General features: G+C 42.9%; 21 protein-coding genes. 14 read left to right on the forward strand and 7 right to left on the reverse strand.

The window, feature by feature from the left end; all coding sequences use genetic code 11:
- Positions 1-268 precede the first annotated feature (268 nt).
- A complete protein-coding gene (locus ACFS6H_RS04135) occupies positions 269-1078 on the forward strand; it encodes a helix-turn-helix domain-containing protein (RefSeq protein ID WP_386095506.1) in 810 nt (269 codons plus the stop codon).
- A gap of 74 nt (positions 1079-1152) precedes the next feature.
- Entirely contained in the window at positions 1153-2715 is a 1563-nt protein-coding gene (locus ACFS6H_RS04140) for a serine hydrolase (RefSeq protein WP_386095508.1), read from the forward strand.
- A gap of 285 nt (positions 2716-3000) precedes the next feature.
- Here the strand turns inward: ACFS6H_RS04140 and ACFS6H_RS04145 are convergent, their stop codons facing one another.
- The 6 genes from ACFS6H_RS04145 to ACFS6H_RS04170 all read right to left on the reverse strand — a co-directional run bounded on the left by ACFS6H_RS04145 (position 3001) and on the right by ACFS6H_RS04170 (position 8342).
- Entirely contained in the window at positions 3001-3396 is a 396-nt protein-coding gene (locus tag ACFS6H_RS04145) for a VOC family protein (protein ID WP_386095510.1), read from the reverse strand.
- Between the two features lie 166 nt (positions 3397-3562).
- On the reverse strand, positions 3563-3826 hold the full coding sequence (locus tag ACFS6H_RS04150; protein WP_386095511.1) for a VOC family protein: 264 nt from the start codon (positions 3824-3826) through the stop codon (positions 3563-3565).
- 259 nt (positions 3827-4085) lie between these two features.
- Positions 4086-5333 (reverse strand): RNA polymerase sigma factor, encoded by a 1248-nt coding sequence (locus ACFS6H_RS04155; protein WP_386095513.1) that lies wholly within the window; start codon positions 5331-5333, stop codon positions 4086-4088.
- Positions 5334-5351: 18 nt separating this feature from the next.
- Positions 5352-5696: a YciI family protein gene (locus ACFS6H_RS04160; RefSeq protein ID WP_386095515.1), complete on the reverse strand. Its 345-nt coding sequence runs from the start codon at positions 5694-5696 to the stop codon at positions 5352-5354.
- Positions 5697-5907: 211 nt separating this feature from the next.
- The gene (locus ACFS6H_RS04165) at positions 5908-7089 is read right to left on the reverse strand and encodes an MFS transporter (protein ID WP_386095517.1); all 1182 of its coding nucleotides are present in this window, start codon (positions 7087-7089) and stop codon (positions 5908-5910) included.
- 5 nt (positions 7090-7094) lie between these two features.
- Entirely contained in the window at positions 7095-8342 is a 1248-nt protein-coding gene (locus ACFS6H_RS04170; protein WP_386095519.1) for a serine hydrolase domain-containing protein, read from the reverse strand.
- A 94-nt stretch (positions 8343-8436) separates the two neighbouring features.
- Here ACFS6H_RS04170 and ACFS6H_RS04175 point away from each other — a divergent pair, with 94 nt between their 5' ends.
- Together ACFS6H_RS04175 and ACFS6H_RS04180 are read left to right on the forward strand one after the other, a co-directional pair.
- The gene (locus tag ACFS6H_RS04175; protein WP_386095521.1) at positions 8437-8838 is read left to right on the forward strand and encodes a winged helix-turn-helix transcriptional regulator; all 402 of its coding nucleotides are present in this window, start codon (positions 8437-8439) and stop codon (positions 8836-8838) included.
- Positions 8819-9448, forward strand: a complete 630-nt coding sequence (locus ACFS6H_RS04180; RefSeq protein WP_386095523.1) for a histidine phosphatase family protein — start codon at positions 8819-8821, stop codon at positions 9446-9448. The genes ACFS6H_RS04175 and ACFS6H_RS04180 overlap by 20 nt, the downstream gene beginning before the upstream one ends.
- 134 nt (positions 9449-9582) lie before the next feature.
- Here the strand turns inward: ACFS6H_RS04180 and ACFS6H_RS04185 are convergent, their stop codons facing one another.
- Complete coding sequence (locus ACFS6H_RS04185) at positions 9583-9996, reverse strand: winged helix-turn-helix transcriptional regulator (RefSeq protein WP_386095525.1); 414 nt, start codon at positions 9994-9996, stop codon at positions 9583-9585.
- Positions 9997-10110: 114 nt separating this feature from the next.
- Between ACFS6H_RS04185 and ACFS6H_RS04190 the strand changes: the two genes are divergently transcribed.
- The 10 genes from ACFS6H_RS04190 (at position 10111) to ACFS6H_RS04235 (ending at position 21115) form a co-directional block, all read left to right on the forward strand.
- Positions 10111-10914 (forward strand): enoyl-CoA hydratase/isomerase family protein, encoded by an 804-nt coding sequence (locus ACFS6H_RS04190; RefSeq protein ID WP_386095527.1) that lies wholly within the window; start codon positions 10111-10113, stop codon positions 10912-10914.
- 78 nt (positions 10915-10992) lie between these two features.
- Positions 10993-11931, forward strand: a complete 939-nt coding sequence (locus ACFS6H_RS04195; protein WP_386095529.1) for an NADP-dependent oxidoreductase — start codon at positions 10993-10995, stop codon at positions 11929-11931.
- Positions 11932-12138: 207 nt separating this feature from the next.
- Positions 12139-13002 carry a chromate resistance protein ChrB domain-containing protein gene (locus ACFS6H_RS04200; protein ID WP_386095531.1) on the forward strand — a complete coding sequence of 288 codons (864 nt, stop codon included), beginning with the start codon at positions 12139-12141 and terminating at the stop codon, positions 13000-13002.
- A 162-nt stretch (positions 13003-13164) separates the two neighbouring features.
- Positions 13165-13563 (forward strand): hypothetical protein, encoded by a 399-nt coding sequence (locus ACFS6H_RS04205; RefSeq protein ID WP_386095533.1) that lies wholly within the window; start codon positions 13165-13167, stop codon positions 13561-13563.
- Between the two features lie 11 nt (positions 13564-13574).
- Entirely contained in the window at positions 13575-14741 is a 1167-nt protein-coding gene (locus ACFS6H_RS04210; RefSeq protein ID WP_386095535.1) for a chromate transporter, read from the forward strand.
- 934 nt (positions 14742-15675) lie between these two features.
- Positions 15676-16167, forward strand: coding sequence for a hypothetical protein (locus ACFS6H_RS04215; protein WP_386095537.1), 492 nt, complete (start codon positions 15676-15678; stop codon positions 16165-16167).
- Positions 16164-17057, forward strand: coding sequence for a hypothetical protein (locus ACFS6H_RS04220; protein WP_386095539.1), 894 nt, complete (start codon positions 16164-16166; stop codon positions 17055-17057). The genes ACFS6H_RS04215 and ACFS6H_RS04220 overlap by 4 nt, the downstream gene beginning before the upstream one ends.
- Positions 17054-17770, forward strand: a complete 717-nt coding sequence (locus tag ACFS6H_RS04225; RefSeq protein ID WP_386095541.1) for an ABC transporter ATP-binding protein — start codon at positions 17054-17056, stop codon at positions 17768-17770. The genes ACFS6H_RS04220 and ACFS6H_RS04225 overlap by 4 nt, the downstream gene beginning before the upstream one ends.
- A gap of 13 nt (positions 17771-17783) precedes the next feature.
- Positions 17784-19934: a TonB-dependent receptor gene (locus ACFS6H_RS04230; RefSeq protein WP_386095543.1), complete on the forward strand. Its 2151-nt coding sequence runs from the start codon at positions 17784-17786 to the stop codon at positions 19932-19934.
- 2 nt (positions 19935-19936) lie between these two features.
- A complete protein-coding gene (locus tag ACFS6H_RS04235; protein ID WP_386095545.1) occupies positions 19937-21115 on the forward strand; it encodes a DUF4374 domain-containing protein in 1179 nt (392 codons plus the stop codon).
- Positions 21116-21146 lie beyond the last annotated feature (31 nt).

Raw genomic sequence — 21146 nt, forward strand, 5'->3', positions numbered from 1 at the left:
AAAGGCCGCCGGTCATCGGCCTTAAGCCCCTCAATGGTTCCAATAATAAAATGAACTGTTCTCCTTTTTATTACCAATTAAACAAAAACAGTAACTTTAGTAAAAGGTGATACATCCAGATGGTAAGGCTGTGATAAATTGAAAATCAAAAACAAAATAGCTTATTAGCCCCGGAATATTTGCATACTGTTGTAAAGAAAGAAGATAACATTTTAATAGACCAAAGGAATGGTTTAATGCGTACCGCCTATTCAAAAAATTGATCGGTTTGAAATTACAATTTTACATACCAGAAAATGATACGTTGAAGCAATTTATAGAAGGCTACTATTTCATTGCTGATGACGACCCGAAAAGAACTGAAGAATATTTAACCTTCCCCAATAATTATTCTATTGTCACAATAAATCTCAATTCAGATTTTACGTTTGCCGAAAACAGGATCTCAATTGTGCCCTCTGCAAAAAAAAATATACATGCCAGCCTGGTCTATAATTACACTGTTCCGATAATAGTATATTACGAAAAACCCATTCGGGAGATAACTATTTATTTCAAGCCACTTGGTATTAATCGTTTTGTAAATAATGTTGAGACAATGTTTTCATCTAGCCAGATGGTAGAATTTACACCCGGCTTTTCAGATTTTAAGGAAGAGATGAGTCGGATCTTTCATATTGTTGATGTGCAATGCCAAAGAAAGGAATTGGAAGCGTATTGGTTATCGAAGTTGATAGAGAAAGATTTATCTGCCATTGAAAATATTTTGGCTGATATTGAATCAAACATGAAGATTGCCGACATTGCCCAAAAAAATAATATTTCGAGAAAACATCTATACAAGATGGTTTACAAGTATCTGGGCAAATCTCCTATGGATTACAGAAAAATATTTAGGTTCAGAAATGCTTTAAGGAACAAGGGCAAAGTGAAAAACTTAACAGAGTTGTCCTACGAAAACGACTTCTACGATCAACCTCACCTGGTAAAAGACTTTAAAACCTTGACCAAATCAAGCCCGCATTCTTTTTTTAGAAATGTAAATACGGAACTAAAGAACGTTTGGCGTTTTATGTAGCAGGTAACAATTTTACAAGTTTTAGCCGCTTTTTCAATGTTTCTTTGGTTTATATTTTTGAAAATCAGGACGCCATGAAAAAAACAATAGCTCAGTTCGCTTTAGTGACCTTATTAGTATTGACTGCTCTTCCGGTTTTTTCCCAGTTATCTTCTCAAAAGATCGACTCACTTATGGAAGAGGCTTTAATTAAATTAAACGTTGCCGGAGCCTCGATTGCCGTTGTAAAAGATGGAAAGGTTATACACCAAAAAGGGTATGGTTTCGCTTCTATCAACACGAAAGAGAAAGTCACAGAATATAGCAACTTCCAAATAGCATCCAATACCAAGGCTTTTACCACCGCCGCACTTGCAATATTAGTAGATGAAGGGAAGGTAAAGTGGGAGGATAAAGTAAAAGACCATATCCCTGAATTTAAAATGTACAACGATTATGTAACGGACAATTTTAGCATTGCTGATCTGCTGACTCATCGCAGCGGCCTGGGATTGGGAGCGGGTGATTTAACTTTCATTCCGGACGGAGCTGATTTCACGGTGAATGATCTCCTGGGTATTTTTCAACATTTCAAACCCGTTTCCCCTTTTAGAACAAAATATAACTATGATAATTTACTCTATATTATTGCCGGCGAAATCATAGCAAGGGTGAGTAATATGAGGTTCGATGAATTTATTCAAAAACGAATTTTCACCCCATTGCAGATGACTTCTTCTTTTGTCGGGGACCCTAATATTCCTACAGCCGGGAGTCTTGCTGCTCCGCATTCTACAGCAACGGGTGAATTAAAAACGATAAACCGCTTCAACATTGGAATGATTGGTCCGGCAGGTGGGATATATTCTAATGTTTCAGACATGTCAAAATGGATGGTCACCCAGATCAATAGGGGGCGGTATGGAAGTGATCAAAAACAAGTGCTGTTTAGTACCGCGAACAGCGGTAAAATGTGGACGATTCAAACTGTTTTACCCAATTATGTCTCTGAACGATACAATACGCATTTTAACGGATATGGTTTAGGTTGGGTGCTAAATGATATGAGAGGTAATTTAGTGGCCATGCATACAGGCGGCTTGCCCGGCATGTTATCACAGGTGACCTTAGTACCAGATTTGAAATTAGGGATAGTAGTTTTAACGAATACCGAAAGCGGTGGTGGTAGCCTGGCATTTGCGCTTACCAGAACAATTATGGACAGTTATTTCGGCCTGGATGATGCAAAGTGGATCGATAACAGGGTCCGAAATCTTGCCGTAAACATAAGCGCTGCTGATGAAGCAACAAGGAAGGTTTGGGCACAGGTCGATTCTGTAAAAAACACCAAATACAACCCTCATGATTATATTGGTATGTATGAAGATAAATGGTTTGGACGGATGGAGATTTTTAAGAAAGGGGCCGGGCTTTGGATCAGAAGTTTGCGTTCGCCAAAATTAAACGGTCGCATGTTTTTTTATGACACCAACATGTTTGCCGTCAAATGGGAATACCGTGACATGAATTGTGACGCTTTAATCACTTTTTATCCTGAACAAAAAGACAGCGCTCAATCTTTTAAAATAAAAGGAATATCGCCTTCTATGGATTTCAGTTTCGACTTTCAAGACCTATATTTAAAAAGAATAAAATGAATTTAAAGTTTTGAAACCCTTCACACAGTAATTAAACAGCGGGTTGAGTAAGTTCTTATCCGATTATATCTGGATCAGCAAAAGAAAAGGAGCTGAACGGTTTTTCCAGAGAAACCCTCTTCGAAACCCTGGTTTGTTTTGGCGATCAGTTGGGGGCGTAAAAGTTTTCGGTATCATTGACCACACCATAAATGGCCGTTTTATTTTCCTGGCAGTTGATAATATGATTCCTGGTATTCTTTCACCGCCAGCGGCAGTATTTTTTTTGATATTAAAACAGCTTACTTACAGCTTAACGGGTGTGCAGAGCTCAATCAAAAACCCATCTATATCCCGTACATAAGCCACCGTCTGCCCCCATGGTTTTTGCATGGGTTCCTGTACCATTTTAGCACCCGACTGTAACGCTTGTGTTACCGCCGCTGCTACATCCTGTGTTACAAACCCCAGCTCCATAGCGAAAGGCCTGGCATCCGGGTTGCTTTCAATAAACCCGTTTTTAAGGTTTGTATTGGCTAGTCCCTGGGAGGCAAAGGCGATGGTGGTTGCGCCGGTCTGTAACTCCCCGTAATCATTTTCAGGGGTTAGGAACCGTCGCTCCAGCCCAAATGCCTGTTCGTAAAATGCGATAGATGCTGCAACATCCTGCACATATAAAATTGTATAGCCGAATTGTACCATTACTTATTCGTTTGAAGGAGCGTGTAAAGTGGGTGCCTTGCTGTTTTAGTCTTTATTGTTTTTTTGTACACGGAGCTGAGGCATTTTCGAATAATCCGTGAGCCCCAGTTTGTTGCCGGACGGATCGGTAAATTCCACAGCCAGCCCGGTCGCAATTTCAAACGGCTCACTTAGAAAATTTATTCCCTTTTGCTGCAGCATGGTATAAGCTTGTTGCACATCCCACGGTAAACCAGATGGCAGGCTTTGCGTTTTGCATACTGTTCACAATAATGGCAGGTTCATTATCCCCCACCCGAAAGGCCGTCATGCCTTTATCGGCAAAATCAAATTTGATATCCAGTCCAAGTTTGTTGATATAAAATTCCTTTGCCTCATCCAGGTTTTCTGCTGGCAGAAAGAAGTTGTCATAGTCATTGATGATATTCATAATACTTTTTTTGACCTCCGGAGTCTCAAAGCTAATGACTAAGTTTGATAAGTTCTTGTAACGCAGAAGATAATAGTTTCCGGGCTTAAGTATTATTGATCGATTGTTTTATCGACATAATGTAAAGTTAAAAAAAGGATATTGTCAGGGTTGTCTGGTACGGCTTCTATAGCTCCATTATTGTTTTCCGGCCCATTGGCGCAACATGATAATTACATCGTACAAAACGCCTGCTTCTCCTCTAAAATCACCCGAGCCTTCATTTACTCTTTTTTTTCAGGCGTTGGATCTCTTTCGCCAGTGTTTGTTTTTCTGCCCCGGACCGGGTTAGGCTCATGGCTGTTTTGTAATGTTCAATGGCTTTTGAAATGTTCTTTTCCGAATACAAATACCCCAGTAACCCGTGGTAGTAATTACTGGTAGTAAGTTTTAGTTTTTCCGCTTCTGCTATTGCCTTATCATTTCCGTATACCCTGGCAAATGCAAAAGTTCTGTTAAGTGCCGTAATTGGCGAATATTCTATGAGCATAAGCTGGTTATATAGTTGTAATATTTTTTCCCATTTATTCTCCTGACTGGTCACCGTATGCCAGTAGGCAATACCGGCCTCCAAATGGTATTTTGAGATACCGCCTCCATTGGTAGCATTAATCAAATAATAATTTCCCCTGGTAATGAGGGATTGATCCCATTGGTTTTTATCCTGCTGTTCAAACAGGATAGTTTCGTTATATTCATCGGTCCTGGCTTCCAGGCGAGAACTCTGAAAACACATGAGCGCCATCAGTGCGTTCACCGCAGGAGTATTCGTTAAAGGAGTTTCTGTTAAGTAAAATGTCAGTCTTAATGCTTCCGAACAGATATCCTTCCGGATCTGAAGATCATTGGTTTTGGAAAAATAGCCTTCGTTAAACAGGAGGTACAGGGTTTTTAATACAATATCCAGCCTCGATGTGATCTGGCTTTCATTTAATGTTTTAATCTCAAAATGATCATTACGCAGTGTGGCTCTTGCCCTGAGCAACCGCTTTTTAATGGTCTCAGGTTTCGTCAAAAATGCATTGGAGATTTCTTCCACACTAAACCCGCAAAGAATCTGAAGTGCTAAACAAATTTGACTTTCTGTTGAATTTGAAGGGTTACAGACGGCAAATATCATTGCCAGCTGGCTATCGGAGATAACCGCCTCATTAAAATGAAAATCAGGCGCTGCCTGAACCTCATTTGTTGTCATTACGTTTTTGACTTTAGTTTCAAAAACGCGTACATTTTTAAAATAATCCCTAGTCTTATTCTTTGCCACGGCATATAACCAGGCAATAGGGTTTTCCGGGATTCCGTTGATCGCCCAGTGCTCAGATGCTTTTAAAAAGGTGTCACTGGCAATATCCTCAGCAACTTCAATATGGCGCAGGCCAAAATGACGGCTTAACACTGCCGTCATTTTCGCATATTCCTGGCGGAATAAGTGGGGTAATAATTCGTTACACTGTTGCCCTGCTCCCATAATCAGCCATATGATCTTTTAGTCGCGTTTTAAAATCTCACGAACTTCAATACTTCCTCCTACCTGTTCAAAAATAGGATTCTCTTTTGCTATTGCTACAGCCTCGTCAATCGATTCGGCTTTTATCACGATATACCCGCTGATAAACTCTTTGATCTCAGTGTACGGGCCGTCTGTTACCACATTATTTGGTTTTACCGTTTTGGCGCTTCCCGGAGCGGGTAAAAGCGTGTTGCCCTTATCCACTAATTTATCCTGAGCGGCAATACCGGCCAACCAGTTCATCCGTTGCTGCATTTGTTCGGGTGAGGGCTTAAAATCCCCAATGTCTTTTAATCTGAAGATTAACGCAAATTCTTTCATTGTTTAAAATTTTTATGTTCGCCTTAATAACGATTGAACTTTAAAGATGGGGACAATATGCTGATCTTTTTCGTGAATGAATTATACAAGACCGGTTTTTTAAAAAATCAGGCACCAAAAATTTTGAACCGGGGTACTAATCGCCCTCAAAAAATTTCGTTTTATATCTCACGGAATACGGAAAAGTCTGTTTGATCGTTTGACGGCAATGTTAAACCCTTTCCACTTTTCCTTCATTCCGCGATGGAGCGGCTACCCGCTGCTCAAGTACCCGCCTCAATAACATCATCGTAAAAGCCAGCGCCCCAAAGATTACCGTTACCCAGGGAGAATATTCGGCACCATAGGTAACTATTATCCATCCGCCAACTGCCGTGCCCAGGGTAACACCCAGGTTTCCAAAAGAAGTGGCCAAGCTATTGGCAAATTCAAGACTGTCCGGTGCTGCCGAAATCATATAGGTTGAAGCGTTAAGAAAACTGGGAGAATAAAACAGTCCCCAAAGCGCAATTACCACCCAGGTACTTATGGTGTCTGCCCCGGAAAAATGTAGTAACACCGGTACTATAATTGTGCCCGACAAAAAAATAGCGGTTGTAGCAGCAACATTTTTATTCAGCATTTTCCCGGCGCCCCAATTTGCAACCACGCCCATAATTCCAAATAACAAAAGCATATAGCTCACCATAATCTCATCCATCTGTTTGGCTTTAATAAGGTATTCTGCAAAATAACCGTAGGTGGCAAACCAGGCAGTGATCATGAAAAAATTCATTGCTGTACTAACAATGAAGACCGGCCTGGTCAGAATGCTCAAGGCGCTGCCATAGGATCTGCGCTCTGTCACCGGCATGGATGGCAGACCCAGGTATATTGCGATCAGGGCAATCGTGCTGACAATAGCCTGTACGGCGAAAGAAAATTGCCATGAGGAGAAACTCGCTATCCAGGTCGCCAACGGAACAGTGGAAACCATAGCAATAGCCACGCCGCTGAACACGATGCTCATCAACTCGTTCTCCCTTGCCTTATCAGCACCCGATACTGATACCGCTAAGGCAGTAGCAATGTACACAGGTTGCAGAAAGGCCGGTAAAATTCTCACAAGTAGAAGAAGCCAAAACGGAGGAGAAAGAAATGAGATGATCCCGGTAATTAAGAACAGGCTTATCGCGACAAGCATCACCTTCTTGCGGTCATACCCGGACAGAAGTAAGGTCATCGCCGGACCAGTAAGGGCGATCACCAGGGCAAAAGCACCTAACAGGTATCCGGCCTGGTCGATACTGATCTTATAGTGGTGGGCAACCTGTGGCAGGATGCCAATGACCCCGAATTCAGTGGTAATGACGGCCAGGAAACCCAGGCCGCCAATGTATGCGTATTTTTTCACGGCAATTAATCGTTAAGTGATGCGTAGATGACATTTTTGAAAAGTGTGCCCAGGTCCCAATATGACGATGGTAAATATTGTTGTGTAAAAACAAGCCCGATCAGGTTTGCTTCAGGGTCAACCCAATAATGTGTATTGAATGCACCACCCCAGTAGAACGACCCGCTATTTTCCGAATGGAGGTATTGATTGTCCTGTGTTATCAAAGAGAATCCGAGTCCAAACCGGAAGCCGGCATCTCCATTCGCCATTGCTTCCTGACCAAGCTGGTTAGTGGTCATCAGTTCAAGGGTTTTTTTACCAATCAACCGTTTTCCGTTATACATTCCGCGATTAAGCAACAGCTGAAGGAATTTTGCATAGTCAGCTGTTGTTGAGCTAAGACCGGCTCCGCCCGATAGCAATACGCCCTCTTTAGTAGGATAATCTACACTGTTGCCTTCATAGATCGGATGAGTGATCCTGCTGATACCAGACGTATTGATTTCTACCACGGGTACCAGCCGCTGCGCTTTATGCTGTGGGATCTTAAAATAAGTATCGTCCATTCCAAGGGGCTTGAAGATCCTCGTTTGAAAAAATACGTCCAGGGGCATCCCGCTTACAACTTCTACGAGATAGCCGAGCACGTCAGTATTCAATCCATACGTAAAGGCCTTCCCGGGCTGATGCACCAGTGGTTGGCGTGCAAGCAATCCGATCTTTTCTTTCAAGCTGCCGCCCTCGCTGCCAATCCAGGTTGGCACCTCGGCTTTTGAATAGATCGCATTGAAACGCGGGTCGGTGGAGAAGAAAGGATAGGTAATACCGGAGGTATGCCTGAGCAGGTCCCTGATCGTGATCTCCCGGTTGGCGGCTATAGTGGTGTAACTGCTGTCGGAAGGGTTAAACGTGTCAATTACCCGTGGTGCTTTGAAGGCCGGAATATATTTTGATACCGGTTCGTCTAATAAGAACCTTCCCTCTTCCCAAAGCATCATCACGGCAACACTGGTAATTGCCTTTGTTTGGGAGGCAATGCGAAAAATGTCGGTGGTCGCCAGCGGCTTACGTCTTTCAACATCGGCATACCCGGTAGCTTTATTATACAAGGTCTTATTGTCTTTGATCACAAGAACATTGATACCGGCCACTTCTTTGTTAGCGATCAAACGGGCGGTTAATTCGTCAAGTGCTGCGTTTAACTTGTTGGTCTGTGCGCTTGCTGCCGTCATAAAAAGGACAAAGCCCATTAATAATACCCTGTAATTCATGTCAATATCTTTTTTTGAAACCCAAAATTAGGGTGGCTTTACTACCTTTGTGAGGTACACATCCCAATGTATGGTACATACAAATTTGTAAGTAATGGCAAAAAGAAAAGAAAATTCAACCAACAGTCTCAACGCCGAATACCTTCTTACTGAATGTGATTTAACTTATGCGATCTGCAAAGTGGGTGGACGATGGAAACTTTTGATACTGTGTAAGCTTGAAGAAGGAAAGCTGCGCTTTGGCGAACTTCGTAACCAGATCCCGGGTATTACCGAACGTATGCTAACGCTCCAGTTACGCGAATTAGAGAAAGAGGGTTTGGTAAAAAGGACGGTTTACGCAGAAGTGCCGCCCCGCGTGGATTATGAGATGACAGAAATTGCGAAGGAGCTGGTTCCAATCTGGGCACAACTGAGCAAATGGGGAGGCAAACACCGCGATTTCATTTCCAACAACCACCATCGACCAAAACAGAATGAAACATTCCAGTATTAAGAACATCATTACGATCCAACATCCTGAATCAGTACACCATACTAATGGAATGATTGGTTCCTGGACAGATTGGGACCTGACAGATAACGGGGTTCAACAGGCAGCAAACATTGCATATAACTTAAAGTCCGAAATCGAAAACCGGGAATTCTCCATCTATTCTTCCTCCCTGAAAAGAGCAATACAAACTGCTGAAATTATAGGAAAAAGACTAAATATACCCACCACACAAACCGATTCTTTACGGGAGCGAAGTCTCGGAAAAGCAATTGGCAAGTCCGTACAATGGCTAAAGGAGAATATTGAAAATGAAGAGAACACCATTTATGATAAATGTTTTAGCGATGCAGAATCCAGGTTTAATGTGTGGCAAAGGCTATTACCTTTTTATAACGAAATCTTATACAACAACGAAGAAAATATGATCATCGTTTCCCATGGAGATACACTGAGTATATTTAATGTGATGTGGCTGGGATTAGATGTAGCAATGCTTAACGATATCAGTTTGTACGGGGTAAGCGGAGGCGTTTCTTTTTTACACCAAACAGCTGATGGAAAAAGAATAATAAAACGATTAAGTGACACTTCTTATATGAAGTCTTCCTAACACAAATATTATTTACCCCTGTTAACACACAACATGTGATGAACGCCATAAGTTAATCCATTAATATGGATCATCCCTTATATAGCGGTTACAACAAGGCCTGAAGTCTGCTCAATTGGTACCGGATCCGGTCATCAGATCGCCTTTTTAAGCTTCTGCTTCAGATTTTTAGTAAACCCCTCCTTATCCTTTTTTACTTCCTGCAAAAATGCCTTATGGGTATCGGAAAGCTTGAAATACTTGTCTCCCCAGAGATAGATCTCCATCATCACCGGTAGCAGGTCGATCCCTTTTTCAGTAAGCCGGTATAAAACTTTCAATTTACTGTCAGGGTGCTCCGACCGGGAAATAATGCCGGCCGCCTCCAGTGTCTGCAACCTGGATGCGAGGATATTAGTGGCTATTTTTTCTTCCGATTTTAAAAAATCGCCATAGGTGCAGGCCTTTGCGTACATCAGGTCCCGCACAATCAGCAACGACCATTTATCCCCCCATATATCCAGGGAACTGCTTACAGGGCATCCCGACCTTTTCTTTATTTCTGCCATAAAAATTTATTTACTTGCATTTTGCAAGTGATTGTTCCTATATTTGCACTTGCAATTTGAAAGCAAATTTACAAAAGCTGCTTTTATTTTTCGATCAAACTAAAACTGTAAATTATGATCTTCACAAAACAGGTGATCAGCGAAAGTTACTGGAAGGTAAGTATAGACAACCCTCCGGTTAATGTATTCGACCCCGAATTCTCCGTGCAGCTCCGTGACCTTATGGACCAGCTGGAGGCTAACGAACAATTGAAAGTTGTTGTTTTTGAAAGTGCCAATCCTGATTTTTATGTGGCTCATGCAGAGTTGGTGAACATTTTTGAGTTTCCCAAAGGCGAAGGAAAAACAGGGCTTTCCAAATCCTGGCCCGATGTAGCGAAACGCCTGGAGCAGGCGCCGTTTGTCAGCATTGCATCCATCAGGGGCCGCGCAAGAGGTTTGGGGAGCGAATTTATCCAGGCTTTTGACATGCGTTTTGCCAGCAAAGAAAAAGCGGTATTTGCCCAGCCGGAGATCGGGATCGGTTCGTTTCCCGGTGGCGGCGGACTGGAACGACTTCACTTGCTCACCGGCAAGGCACGGGCGCTGGAGATCATTTTAAGTGGTGATGATTACGATGCCGACACTGCCGCAGCCTATGGATGGATCAACAGGGCTTTTACAGATAAAGAACTGGATGCGTTCGTAGATAATTTAGCACGTCGTATAGCTTCCTTTGACCTGAAGATCATCCAAAAAATCAAAGCAACAATGAATGCAAGGGCCGTTTTGCCCAAAAATGAGCATATTATGGAAACCCAGGTTGCTTTCTTTGCTTCACTTACTGAGCCGGAAGCCAGAACAAGGATCAAGGCATTGCTGGAACAGGGCTTACAGACTTACGGTGACGTGGAGTTAAACCTTGCAAAATATCTTTAAACATTAACCACAAAGCGTGGGTAAGTACATCTCTCCTATCTGCGCTTTGTAAATTAAACAACAAAATATAGGATAATAATGAAAGCGGTTATCATCAACGAGCCGGGCGGTGTAGAAAAATTAGTATACATAGAAACAGCAAAACCGGAGATCAAAAGCGATGAAGTTTTGGTACAGGTAAAAGCTGTGAGCATAAACCCGGTAGATGTTAAGGTACGGGCCGGCGGGGGTATTTACCAGCTACTGAAAAACGAGCACCCGCTTATACCCGGATGGGATATCAGCGGCGTTGTGGAAGAGGCCGGAACCAATGCTACTTTTAAACAGGGTGATGAAGTATTTGGAATGATCCGGTTTCCGGGCCATGGCAAAGCCTATGCGGAGTATGTGGCAGCCCCCGTAGATCAGCTTGCAGCCAAACCGGCAAATATTACGCACGGGCAGGCCGCAGCCTCAACCCTTGCAGCACTAACCGCTTACCAGGCAATGACCAGGCATGCGAACATAACACCGGGGCAAAAGGTATTGGTACATGCAGCAGCCGGCGGTGTAGGCCATTTCGCAGTACAAGTAGCCAAACACCTGGGCGCCTATGTGGTAGGCACTTCTTCAGTTAAAAATAAAGATTTTGTAATGGGTCTTGGTGCCGATGAACACATCGACTATCACGGTTACAACTGGAAAAACAGTGAGGTTAAATACGACTTTGTAATGGATACTGTTGGTGGCAACAATATTGACAACTCATTGGAGGTGGTAAAGGATGGCGGGGTAGTTATCAGCATTCCCGCCGGATTGAGTGAACATCAGATAGAAAGGGCAAAAGCAAAAAATGTACATGCATTGTTTTTTTTAGTGGCGTCCAGTGGCAGTGATATGGAAGTATTAGCAAGCTGGCTGTCGCAAGGCATTATTAAACCTTACGTATCAGAAGTATTTAATTTTAATGAAATGGGGAAAGCCCACTTGCAGGTAGAAAGCGGCAGGACTGTCGGTAAGGTGGTAGTAAGTTTATAAACTGTCGCCATTCTACCGGCTATTAGTTGCACATACAACGGGGGCTTGTTTCTGCAAGCCTCCCGGTAGCTAATCAAAAAGGGTTACAGCTATTCATTACATTCAGCATTTGTTCCTCGGCCCTGGTACCATTAAAACTGCCATTTTAGAAGCATTTGATAGATTCTTTTCAATACTTTGCAGTAACATAGTAGTTACCTTTAAGCTATGAAATGGATAACCAGAGAGCGCCCCAAAATTGACCGGCTAGCCTGCCCCTGGCTGATAAAAAAATTTGTCGACCCTGATGCTCAATTTATATATGTGCCTTTCAAAGATGTTTTGCGTATAGCACAAGAAACGGATGCTACCCCATTTGATATACCCGGTGTCGAATACACGCATTATGGCGATAAATGTACTTTTGATTATATTGTACATAAGCACAACATTCAAAACGCTGCCATAGATATAATCGCTAAAATCGTCCGTGGGGCTGATACAGACCGTCATGATATTGCCAACGAAGCTGCCGGGCTCCTGGCCATTTCATCGGGGCTGGCGTATAATATCACCGATGATTATGAATTACTGGAAACGGGTTTTAAAGTTTATGACGCTTTGTATAGCTGGGCCACGCATTTATATAAACAGAAACATTTACAGAACAGCCCTTTTGAAAATCTTTTGCACGAGGTTTATCTCAAATTCCTCAAATCTAAAACTGCCGCCAGGCAACCCCAATGGGTAAGAGAGCTGAAGGAAATGATACAAGACCAGGTTGATGCACAAATGAGCATAGACATTAAAAAACTATCCTCTGAATTAGAGCTGAACCCATCCTATTTGTCGCGGGAGTTTTCCCGGTATTTTGATGATCTGAATTTTGGCGACTACGTGAGGAAAAAGCGGATTGAAAAGGCCATGGATCTTATGAAAAACCCAAAGATCCCGCTTACCGAAATAGCATATCTCACCGGCTTTTCCGATCAAAGTCATTTCAGCCGGATATTTAAAAAATATACAGGCGATAGCCCTTCCCAGTTCAGAAAAAATTTGAAAAAAGTAAATATCATTCCAAAAGGTAAATAAGCTTCTATTCAGGGCCATGCCGGATGTTTAGGTTTGCTCATCATGCAAAACTCAAATACATCCGGGATCACAATCATTTTCGCGCTGCTGGCACTTTTGTCCCATCAGGCTTTTTCTCAAACTACGGCAACCCCTCCTGCCATTACGGGATACGCCAGCATCATGCATCCCATTATCCTCATTAATAAGAATCATACCACCACCAATTTCGACGGCTATTACCAGGTCGTTTTCCCTTTTGGTATCAATATCTGGAAATCAAAAAAAATTGGCTTTTCCATTGAGCTTGCTCCCGGTATCAGGGCCGAAGGCGAAACCAGCAAAATGAATAACCTGCTCATTCATCCCGGTGTGTTGGTGGCGCTTGGAAAAGGTTTTGGTTTTGCAGGCCGGTTAGCCTTTGAAACCTCCGGGCGGTATGGTGTTACGCCGGTTCTTAGTAAGGTGGTTAAAAAAAACAAGGGATCGGCTTTTTACATTGCTATGCCCATGCCTGTAAGGTTCGGAAACAATCAGCCCGCATCTTTCTCTGCAGGATTTCAAATCGGTATTTCATTTTAAACTTTTAGTGTATGGACAAAAAAGCTCCCTATACCATACGTGAGTTAATAATATATTTCCTGAAGTTAGGTACAACAGGATTTGGCGGCCCAGTGGCCCTGGTGGGGTATATGCACCGGGACCTGGTGGAGAAACGTAAATGGATATCAGAAGAAGAATATAAAGAAGGGCTGGCATTAGCACAGTTAGCCCCGGGCCCGCTGGCTGCTCAATTAGGTATTTACCTGGGCTTTGTACATTATCGTATTACGGGCGCTACTTTAGCGGGACTTGCGTTTGTCATGCCTTCCTTTGTTATGGTTGTATTACTGGGTATGGCCTATAAAATGTATGGAGGCCTGCCCTGGATGCAGGCTGTCTTCTACGGTGTGGGAGCAGCGGTTATCGGCATCATCACCATAAGCTCCTATAAGCTCACCACAAAATCTATAGGTAAGTTCCATTATCAATCTGTAAAACAAAATTGGTTATTATGGCTGTTTTTTACAGTAGCCGCCATTATAACTTTTATAACCAGGCAGGAGAGCATATTATTATTTATGGCTGCGGGGCTTTTATATATGTTCGTAAAAGCGCCGCCGAAAACAATTGGCCGGTCCTCTACAAATAGTGTTTTACTGTTACAAATCGGCCTGGTAGCGGGCGAGGATTCTATCCTTATGAAAATGGCGATCTTTTTTGCAAAAGCGGGAGCATTTGTTTTTGGCAGCGGCCTGGCAATTGTACCCTTCCTGCACGCAGGTGTTGTAGAAGAAAATCAGTGGCTTACTGAACAGCAATTCTTAGATGCCGTAGCCGTGGCAATGATCACACCTGGCCCGGTTGTTATTACAGTCGGATTTATCGGTTACCTGGCTGCGGGTTTTCCCGGAGCCGGTGTGGCGGCATTGGCAACGTTTTTACCCTGTTATCTGTTTACAGTTATTCCCGCCCCTTATTTTAGTAAGATAGCAAAAAGCCGGCCGGTGAAGATGTTCGTTGATGGAATTACCGCTGCTGTAATTGGCGCGCTGGCCGGTGCTGTAGGGGTGATCGCAACCAATAGCATTGTAGATCTTCCTACTGCTTTGATTACGATCGCCACCATCCTGACCCTGATTTACATTAAGAAAATACAAGAGCCTTATATTATACTGATTGCAGCAGTTTTAGGGGTTATCATAAAATTATTTGTGTGACCCTGGTCATCTTTTTTAATAAAAAACAAAAAATAATTTTTGCAATATCGTTGCAAATACTGTAGATTAGCGCTCGATTAATAACCAACCAAAAATTGAATCGCTACTTCAACAATATTAGTAAAAGCATAACAGCGCTGGTCTTACTCAGCCTGATGACTTTTATTTTCATTGCTAAAGTATTTCACGCACATGGAAATCATTCCTGTAATGATGTACTGGTTAAGGTAAAAATAGAAAAGCAGCATTGTGCTGTCTGCGAATACCATTTTACCCATGACGCCGATAACGTTCATGCGGTCATTACGATATTACCCTCATTTAACTTTTTGCCATTTAATAACGGCAAGGTTTTCAATTACGCTTTTACCCCTTTAAGCACTATTTCACTGCGGGGTCCTCCTTTCTCCTGTTAGTTTATTGGTATCTGTTGTATGTACGCATGCTTTAGCGGCAGCCTGTCATTTCTTATCGCATCCGGAGTTCAGGGTGGATGCCGGTGTTAGTTTCATGTCAGATGATCCGCCTCTTAAACCAGGGGTTATCGTTAAATGACTGAAATGGACAGGTTACGTCCTGCACCTGTTATCACCTGTCAGGCAGGTTTTGATTCATCGTGCCCGGCATAAGCGTTCAGACTCCTGCTACCCATACACTACACACTACTTCTGATCTTTCTGTTTACAGATCGTAACAATGTTGTTGCAATAACGGGAGTATGCCGAAAATCCCCGAAAGAGTAGGCGTTCATTTCTAAATATTTTAACCATGCAAAATTCAAACAAAGCAGCCCTGATTGCGGCCATTCTTGCTTCTAAAGCTGTTGGCGGCACACATTGCAGTAATTGCGGTCACTGCAAAGCTACGCTGTAAGCGAGCATTAGGGGAGCAGCTATCAGCCGCTCCCTTTTTTTAAAAAAGTAACACTTATAACATGAATACCGAAACGATAACACTGAATCCTGATCAGCTAAAGGACCTGCTATCCTATCATAATGAAGATATCATTTCCCGGTTTACCGACCTGTTTGATGTTACCGAGGCTGAGGCCACCGACATTTTCCAGGAGACCAAAAAGTTCCTCTTTGTATGCCAGGCGGATGGCGTTTTTATTCCCGACGACCTGCTGATCCTGGATGAAATGTGGCACAACTTCATTCTTTTTACTAAAGAGTACCATGCCTTCTGCGACAGGTATTTTAACAGGTACTTTCATCACCTGCCTGCATCCAAAAAAGAAAAAGAGGAACAAAAAGCCCGGAACCTTCAAGACCCTGAAAATGCCCGCACGGCTTATTTGCAAAAATTAGAACCGATAATCAGCCTCATCTACGATCAGCTGGGGGAAGAGACGGTCATCAAATGGTTTACCACCTATCCTGAAATATATAGTAAAGAAAACATCAAACGGTTAAGGAAAGTATGAGCATCTTCCCTAAAAGAACGATCCCCGGTTCCACTGTAACCATACACTGGAATTTCAATACCGTACACATTACGGATGCTCACGTGCTTCCCTATGTGCGGATCGGTGTACAGTCCCCGGACGGAATAACCACCATCCTGTTTGAGCAGCATGTACTGGGCTTCCCTGCCATCCGGCCACAGCTGGTTCCGGATGCTAAAAAACTTTTTTACCTGAATAAAAATACCCCGCTGTTAGTACTGGCCGATTATTTAAGTACCCATCATAAAAGAGAACAGCTGGTACAAATACTGCAGAATATCCAGGCCGGCCGGCATTATTATTTCACGTACACCCTTCCTGAATATGCGGCCCCGGGTAAGTATAAATTAATTTCCGAAGTGCATAATAACGGCAATATTAAATACTCCAACACGGCACCGGACGATTTCTTTTTTGTTGAAAAAATTACGGTTGATGAGCATAAAATCATCAACCACTCTCCGGAGCCTGCACCGGTTAAAATTGTTTCCTATCAACCTGGCGAAAAATTACTGCCGGAAAATATAACCGTGTTTGAAATGCAGCCAAAGGAAATGATCCCGGTATCCGCTTTCCCGGATAATTCATTTTTACTCTACAATGAAGAAAGGATTACGCTCCCTCTTCAACATCCATTGTCTGTTCGCTGTATTCGCAACCAACAAGGCCTTTGCCTGCCTAAAGATGACACCATTCATGTATTACTGCCTGACGAAACTGCTTATACCCTTGAAGGGGCTGGAAAATCAATATGGGAAAGAGCCGATGGTTTTGCTACCCGGGAAGAGTTATCTGCAGCAGGCAACGTACCGGTTTACCAGGAAATGGTCGATAACCGATTAATTATAGAAATAAAAACAGAAAAATGATTACATCCTTACCGGACCGGCTGGTAGCCATTGACCTCACTAAGCAGTATAATAGCCATACGGCGCTTAATCAGTTAAATCTGCGGCTCAAAGCAGGTGATATATTCTGCCTGCTGGGCCAGAACGGGGCCGGCAAAACCACAACCATCAATATTTTTCTTGGCTTTATTGAGGCAAGCGCGGGAAAAGCCTTTATCAATGATATAGAAGTCAGGCCAGGTGATAATACCCTTAAAAAACATCTTGCCTATATACCCGAAGTAGTGCAATTATACGGCAACCTGACAGGGGTTGAAAACCTTCATTTCTTCAGCAGGCTTGCCGGATTTGATTATTCCCCTGAAGCCTTAGCGCAATTCTTACAGCATGCGGGATTGCAGCCGGAAGCGCACCGCAAAAAATTAGTGACTTATTCCAAAGGCATGCGACAGAAAGTAGCAATTGCCATAGCACTGGCAAAAGATGCGGCAGTAATCTTTATGGATGAGCCTACGAGCGGGCTGGATCCCAAGGCAACCCAGGAGTTCACAACAATTGTAAAACAGTTGGGATCAAAAGGAAAAACAATACTCATGGCAACACATGACATTTTTAATGCTGTTGCCGTGGGCACACATATTGGCATCATGAAAAACGGGATGCTGATGCATACGCTTAAAACTGCCGATATAACCGCAAACGAATTACAAAAGCTATACCTGGAAACTATTTAACCTGGTCTACTACATGAAGTCGCTTCTTTTCTTACTACTTATTCTTGTGTCCGCTTACGGAGGCTTCGCCCAAACCGACAGTATCCGCCTTGACAGTACCCGTGTATTAAATGCAGTTACAGTTAAAGGTAATATTAGTGTAAAGGCCCTCAGGCAACAACCTTTTAATATTGCCCTCATTAATGCGGCGCCCTATTATAACAGTAATATCTCCGGTATTGATCTGCTGAGACAGGCATCCGGGATCAAAATCAAACAAAACGGCGGCTTTGGTTCAGGCAATGATTTTTTTATCAATGGCAGCTCCGGTAAACAGGTTAAGTTTTTTATTGACGGCTTACCCCAGGACAACCTGGGAGAAACACAAACGCTGAATATTTATCCGGTTGAGCAGATTGAAAGACTGGAAGTTTATAAAGGTGTACTGCCCGTGGAACTGGGATCAGATGCGCTTGGCGCTGCTATTAACATTGTTACCAGGAAAGAGCGGGAAGATTATATCAACGCATCTTACTCGATTGCTTCCTTTAATACCCACAAACTGAATATACTGGGAAAGAAATATATCAACACTCATTTATTTACCTCCTTACAGGCCAACTTCAATTACGCCGCTAACGAATACCGGGTGCAGGCAGAGGTTATAAAACCAAATGGCCAGGCAGATACCATGAACGTTCCCCTGTTCCATGATCTTTTTAAAAATTACAATGTGCAGGTGCAGGTAGGTTATACCGGAAAACCTTTTGCTGACCAATTGTCCCTTACGCTTTTACAGACAGGTACCTACGATCAGTTACAACATAGTTTGATGATGTTGCAGCCTTACGGTCACGTTTATCGTAATGAAAGACTGCAAACTGCCATCCTCCGCTATCAAAAGGACAACCTGTTACCTAAGACCGGTATAACGGCGATGTTTTCTTATAACCGGGTAAAAAGTTTGCTGATGGATACGTCCCGCTACTCTTTCCTTTGGAATGGTGAAGTAGCTCGTGATCTGAATGGTCAGCCACAACGTAAACTCAGCGGGGGAGAATTAAGCAGCTCCGGACATGAGTTATATACTTATACAGATGTTGCCAATAGTAAACTCACCGCAGTTTATAAACTAAACGGCCAGGCCAAACTTGTTTTCAGCAATACCTTCCAATGGTACCGTCGTACCGGCAGAGACCCTGTTGCGCAAAAATTTTATGGTGGCATTGACTATTACCGCACACCATCGCAGATGTTGAAAAACGTATCGGGAATAGGATTGGAAGGAAGTTTTAAAGAAACAAGATGGCGGTACCTGGCATCCATTAAAAACTATTTTACCTCGGTAAAAGGGTTTGAGCTCGTTGACCTTAACCGGAAAACAACTAAAAAAACACTTACCCGGTTAGCCTGGAATGCGGGGTTGGGATATCAATATAATGAAAGGCTTTTACTGAAACTTTCTTACGAACATGCGGCGAGGTTGCCTGAACCGGAAGAAGCTTTCGGTGATTTTACTTATGTAACCCCTAATCCCAATATAGATGCGGAAAGAAGTGAAAATATCAACCTCACGGCCATGTATAATACCGGCAGACAGGAAACAGAGTTATCCGGTTTTTACCGTGATGTGAAAAACCTGATCTACTTACCCCCTTCCCAGTTTTTCAGCCGGTATGACAACCTGCTGAATGTACGTGTCATTGGCCTGGAGGGAAGTGTAAAATATCGCTTATGGAAAAATATTACGGTGAACGGGAATTTTACTTACCAGGACCTGCGTAACCGATCCAATATCAGCAACCGGCCTATAGATAACGGGCGATATAAAAACAGCCGGATGCCGAATGTTCCCTACCTGTTCGCGAATGGTAGCCTGATTTATACGGCACGGAATATTTTTAAGGATGGCAATAGCCTTCAGGTGTGGTACAATGGCAATTATACACATGAGTATTTCCTGTACTGGGCCGAAGACGGAGACCGCAACCTGAAGAACAAACTTCCGACTCAACTATTGCACGGAGCCGGCATTTCCTATTCCTGGTATGAAGGCCTGTCCCTTGCGTTTGAAACTACCAATTTAACCGATACCCGTACCTATGACAACTTTAAAGTGCAGCTTCCCGGGAGATCATTCAGTTTTAAAATAAGATTCTATCAAACACAAAAAAATAAAAAATGAACATGAAACGCAAAGTACTGTTATCGCTGTTTTCTATTTGTCTTCTTATATACTCCTGTAAAAAAGATAGCCCATCCGGGTCATCTGCTAAAAAAACCAATTATGCTCTTTCCATTACAGGGGGTACCTATCCAAACCAAACTACTTATGTTTTTGGTACGGAACAGTTTCCTTCGGGCAATGTTTCTGCAACAGGCGCACTCGAACTGAGCAGTTCCGGCCAGATGTTTAAATACGGCAATGAGATCTATATTGCCACTTTTGGTGCACCGGCAACTTTACGTAAATACGGTTTCGATGAAAACGGTAAACCCAAACAAGCCGGAAGCATTTCCGTACCAGGCCTGAGGACTTTTGGAGCTGTCGAGTTTTTGAGTACTACAGAGGCTTATGCCGCCTCCAACGGCTTTGGAGGGATCCCCAAAATGGTCAAATTTAATCCCTCTACCATGGAGATACTGGGTTATATTGACCTGAGCAGTCTGCAGTTAACAGGCGCGACCGAAATTTATTACCTGGGTCTTGTAGAACGGGACGGCTACCTGTTCATGGGTGTTAATTACCAGAATGCATCTTTTAAAAACCTGGAGGATGCTGTTTTTGTAGCAGTAATCAACAAAAGCACTTCTACCGTAGAAAAATTAATTAAGGACAGCCGTACTAATATGATGTGGAATGGTGGCACTACCGCTTCTTTTAGTCCAAGCTGCCTGGTTAAAGACGCAAGCGGAGACATTTATGTTAATGGCTATGCAAACAATGGTAAACCAAGCGGCATATTAAAAATCAAAAAGGGTACTACCGAATTTGACCCATCTTATTTCTTCGACCTGGATGCCGTTACAGGTGGGCATTGCCTGGGCCTGTTCTACTTTGATAATAATAATGTATTTACCGTAAGGTATTCGGATGCCTCGGCTTACCCGTTTGACGGCAGCGCTGCAGGGTCATTCTATAAAATTAACCTGTCGGCCAAAACATCTTCGGGCAATATCTCTACTGCCATACCCGCCTTTTTTGGCGGCTCCACCTTTATGACCAAATGGGATAATGAGAAAATTTATTTCAATGTGTCGGCGGCAGGCAGCAATGCTGTTTATTCCTATAAGATCAGCGGAGGAGCCGTAACTAAAGAATTTGACCTGACCGGTCAGTGTAATGGTTTTACTAAAATTAACTAAGCATTTATCCCTGCAAAAAAGAAACCTTCAA

The sequence above is a fragment of the Terrimonas rubra genome (genome assembly GCF_042686025.1).
GTDB classification, from domain to species: Bacteria; Bacteroidota; Bacteroidia; order Chitinophagales; family Chitinophagaceae; genus Terrimonas; species Terrimonas rubra.

Coding starts and splice junctions, on each gene's coding strand:
- ACFS6H_RS04220 (WP_386095539.1), top strand. CDS start 16,164: ATGAGCATCTTCCCTAAAAGAACGATCCCCGGTTCCACTGTAACCATA.
- ACFS6H_RS04225 (WP_386095541.1), top strand. CDS start 17,054: ATGATTACATCCTTACCGGACCGGCTGGTAGCCATTGACCTCACTAAG.
- ACFS6H_RS04160 (WP_386095515.1), bottom strand. CDS start 5,696: ATGAAAGAATTTGCGTTAATCTTCAGATTAAAAGACATTGGGGATTTT.
- ACFS6H_RS04210 (WP_386095535.1), top strand. CDS start 13,575: ATGGACAAAAAAGCTCCCTATACCATACGTGAGTTAATAATATATTTC.
- ACFS6H_RS04185 (WP_386095525.1), bottom strand. CDS start 9,996: ATGGCAGAAATAAAGAAAAGGTCGGGATGCCCTGTAAGCAGTTCCCTG.
- ACFS6H_RS04170 (WP_386095519.1), bottom strand. CDS start 8,342: ATGAATTACAGGGTATTATTAATGGGCTTTGTCCTTTTTATGACGGCA.
- ACFS6H_RS04190 (WP_386095527.1), top strand. CDS start 10,111: ATGATCTTCACAAAACAGGTGATCAGCGAAAGTTACTGGAAGGTAAGT.
- ACFS6H_RS04200 (WP_386095531.1), top strand. CDS start 12,139: ATGAAATGGATAACCAGAGAGCGCCCCAAAATTGACCGGCTAGCCTGC.
- ACFS6H_RS04175 (WP_386095521.1), top strand. CDS start 8,437: ATGGCAAAAAGAAAAGAAAATTCAACCAACAGTCTCAACGCCGAATAC.
- ACFS6H_RS04205 (WP_386095533.1), top strand. CDS start 13,165: ATGCATCCCATTATCCTCATTAATAAGAATCATACCACCACCAATTTC.
- ACFS6H_RS04145 (WP_386095510.1), bottom strand. CDS start 3,396: ATGGTACAATTCGGCTATACAATTTTATATGTGCAGGATGTTGCAGCA.
- ACFS6H_RS04150 (WP_386095511.1), bottom strand. CDS start 3,826: ATGAATATCATCAATGACTATGACAACTTCTTTCTGCCAGCAGAAAAC.
- ACFS6H_RS04180 (WP_386095523.1), top strand. CDS start 8,819: ATGAAACATTCCAGTATTAAGAACATCATTACGATCCAACATCCTGAA.
- ACFS6H_RS04140 (WP_386095508.1), top strand. CDS start 1,153: ATGAAAAAAACAATAGCTCAGTTCGCTTTAGTGACCTTATTAGTATTG.
- ACFS6H_RS04155 (WP_386095513.1), bottom strand. CDS start 5,333: ATGGGAGCAGGGCAACAGTGTAACGAATTATTACCCCACTTATTCCGC.
- ACFS6H_RS04215 (WP_386095537.1), top strand. CDS start 15,676: ATGAATACCGAAACGATAACACTGAATCCTGATCAGCTAAAGGACCTG.
- ACFS6H_RS04235 (WP_386095545.1), top strand. CDS start 19,937: ATGAAACGCAAAGTACTGTTATCGCTGTTTTCTATTTGTCTTCTTATA.
- ACFS6H_RS04195 (WP_386095529.1), top strand. CDS start 10,993: ATGAAAGCGGTTATCATCAACGAGCCGGGCGGTGTAGAAAAATTAGTA.
- ACFS6H_RS04230 (WP_386095543.1), top strand. CDS start 17,784: ATGAAGTCGCTTCTTTTCTTACTACTTATTCTTGTGTCCGCTTACGGA.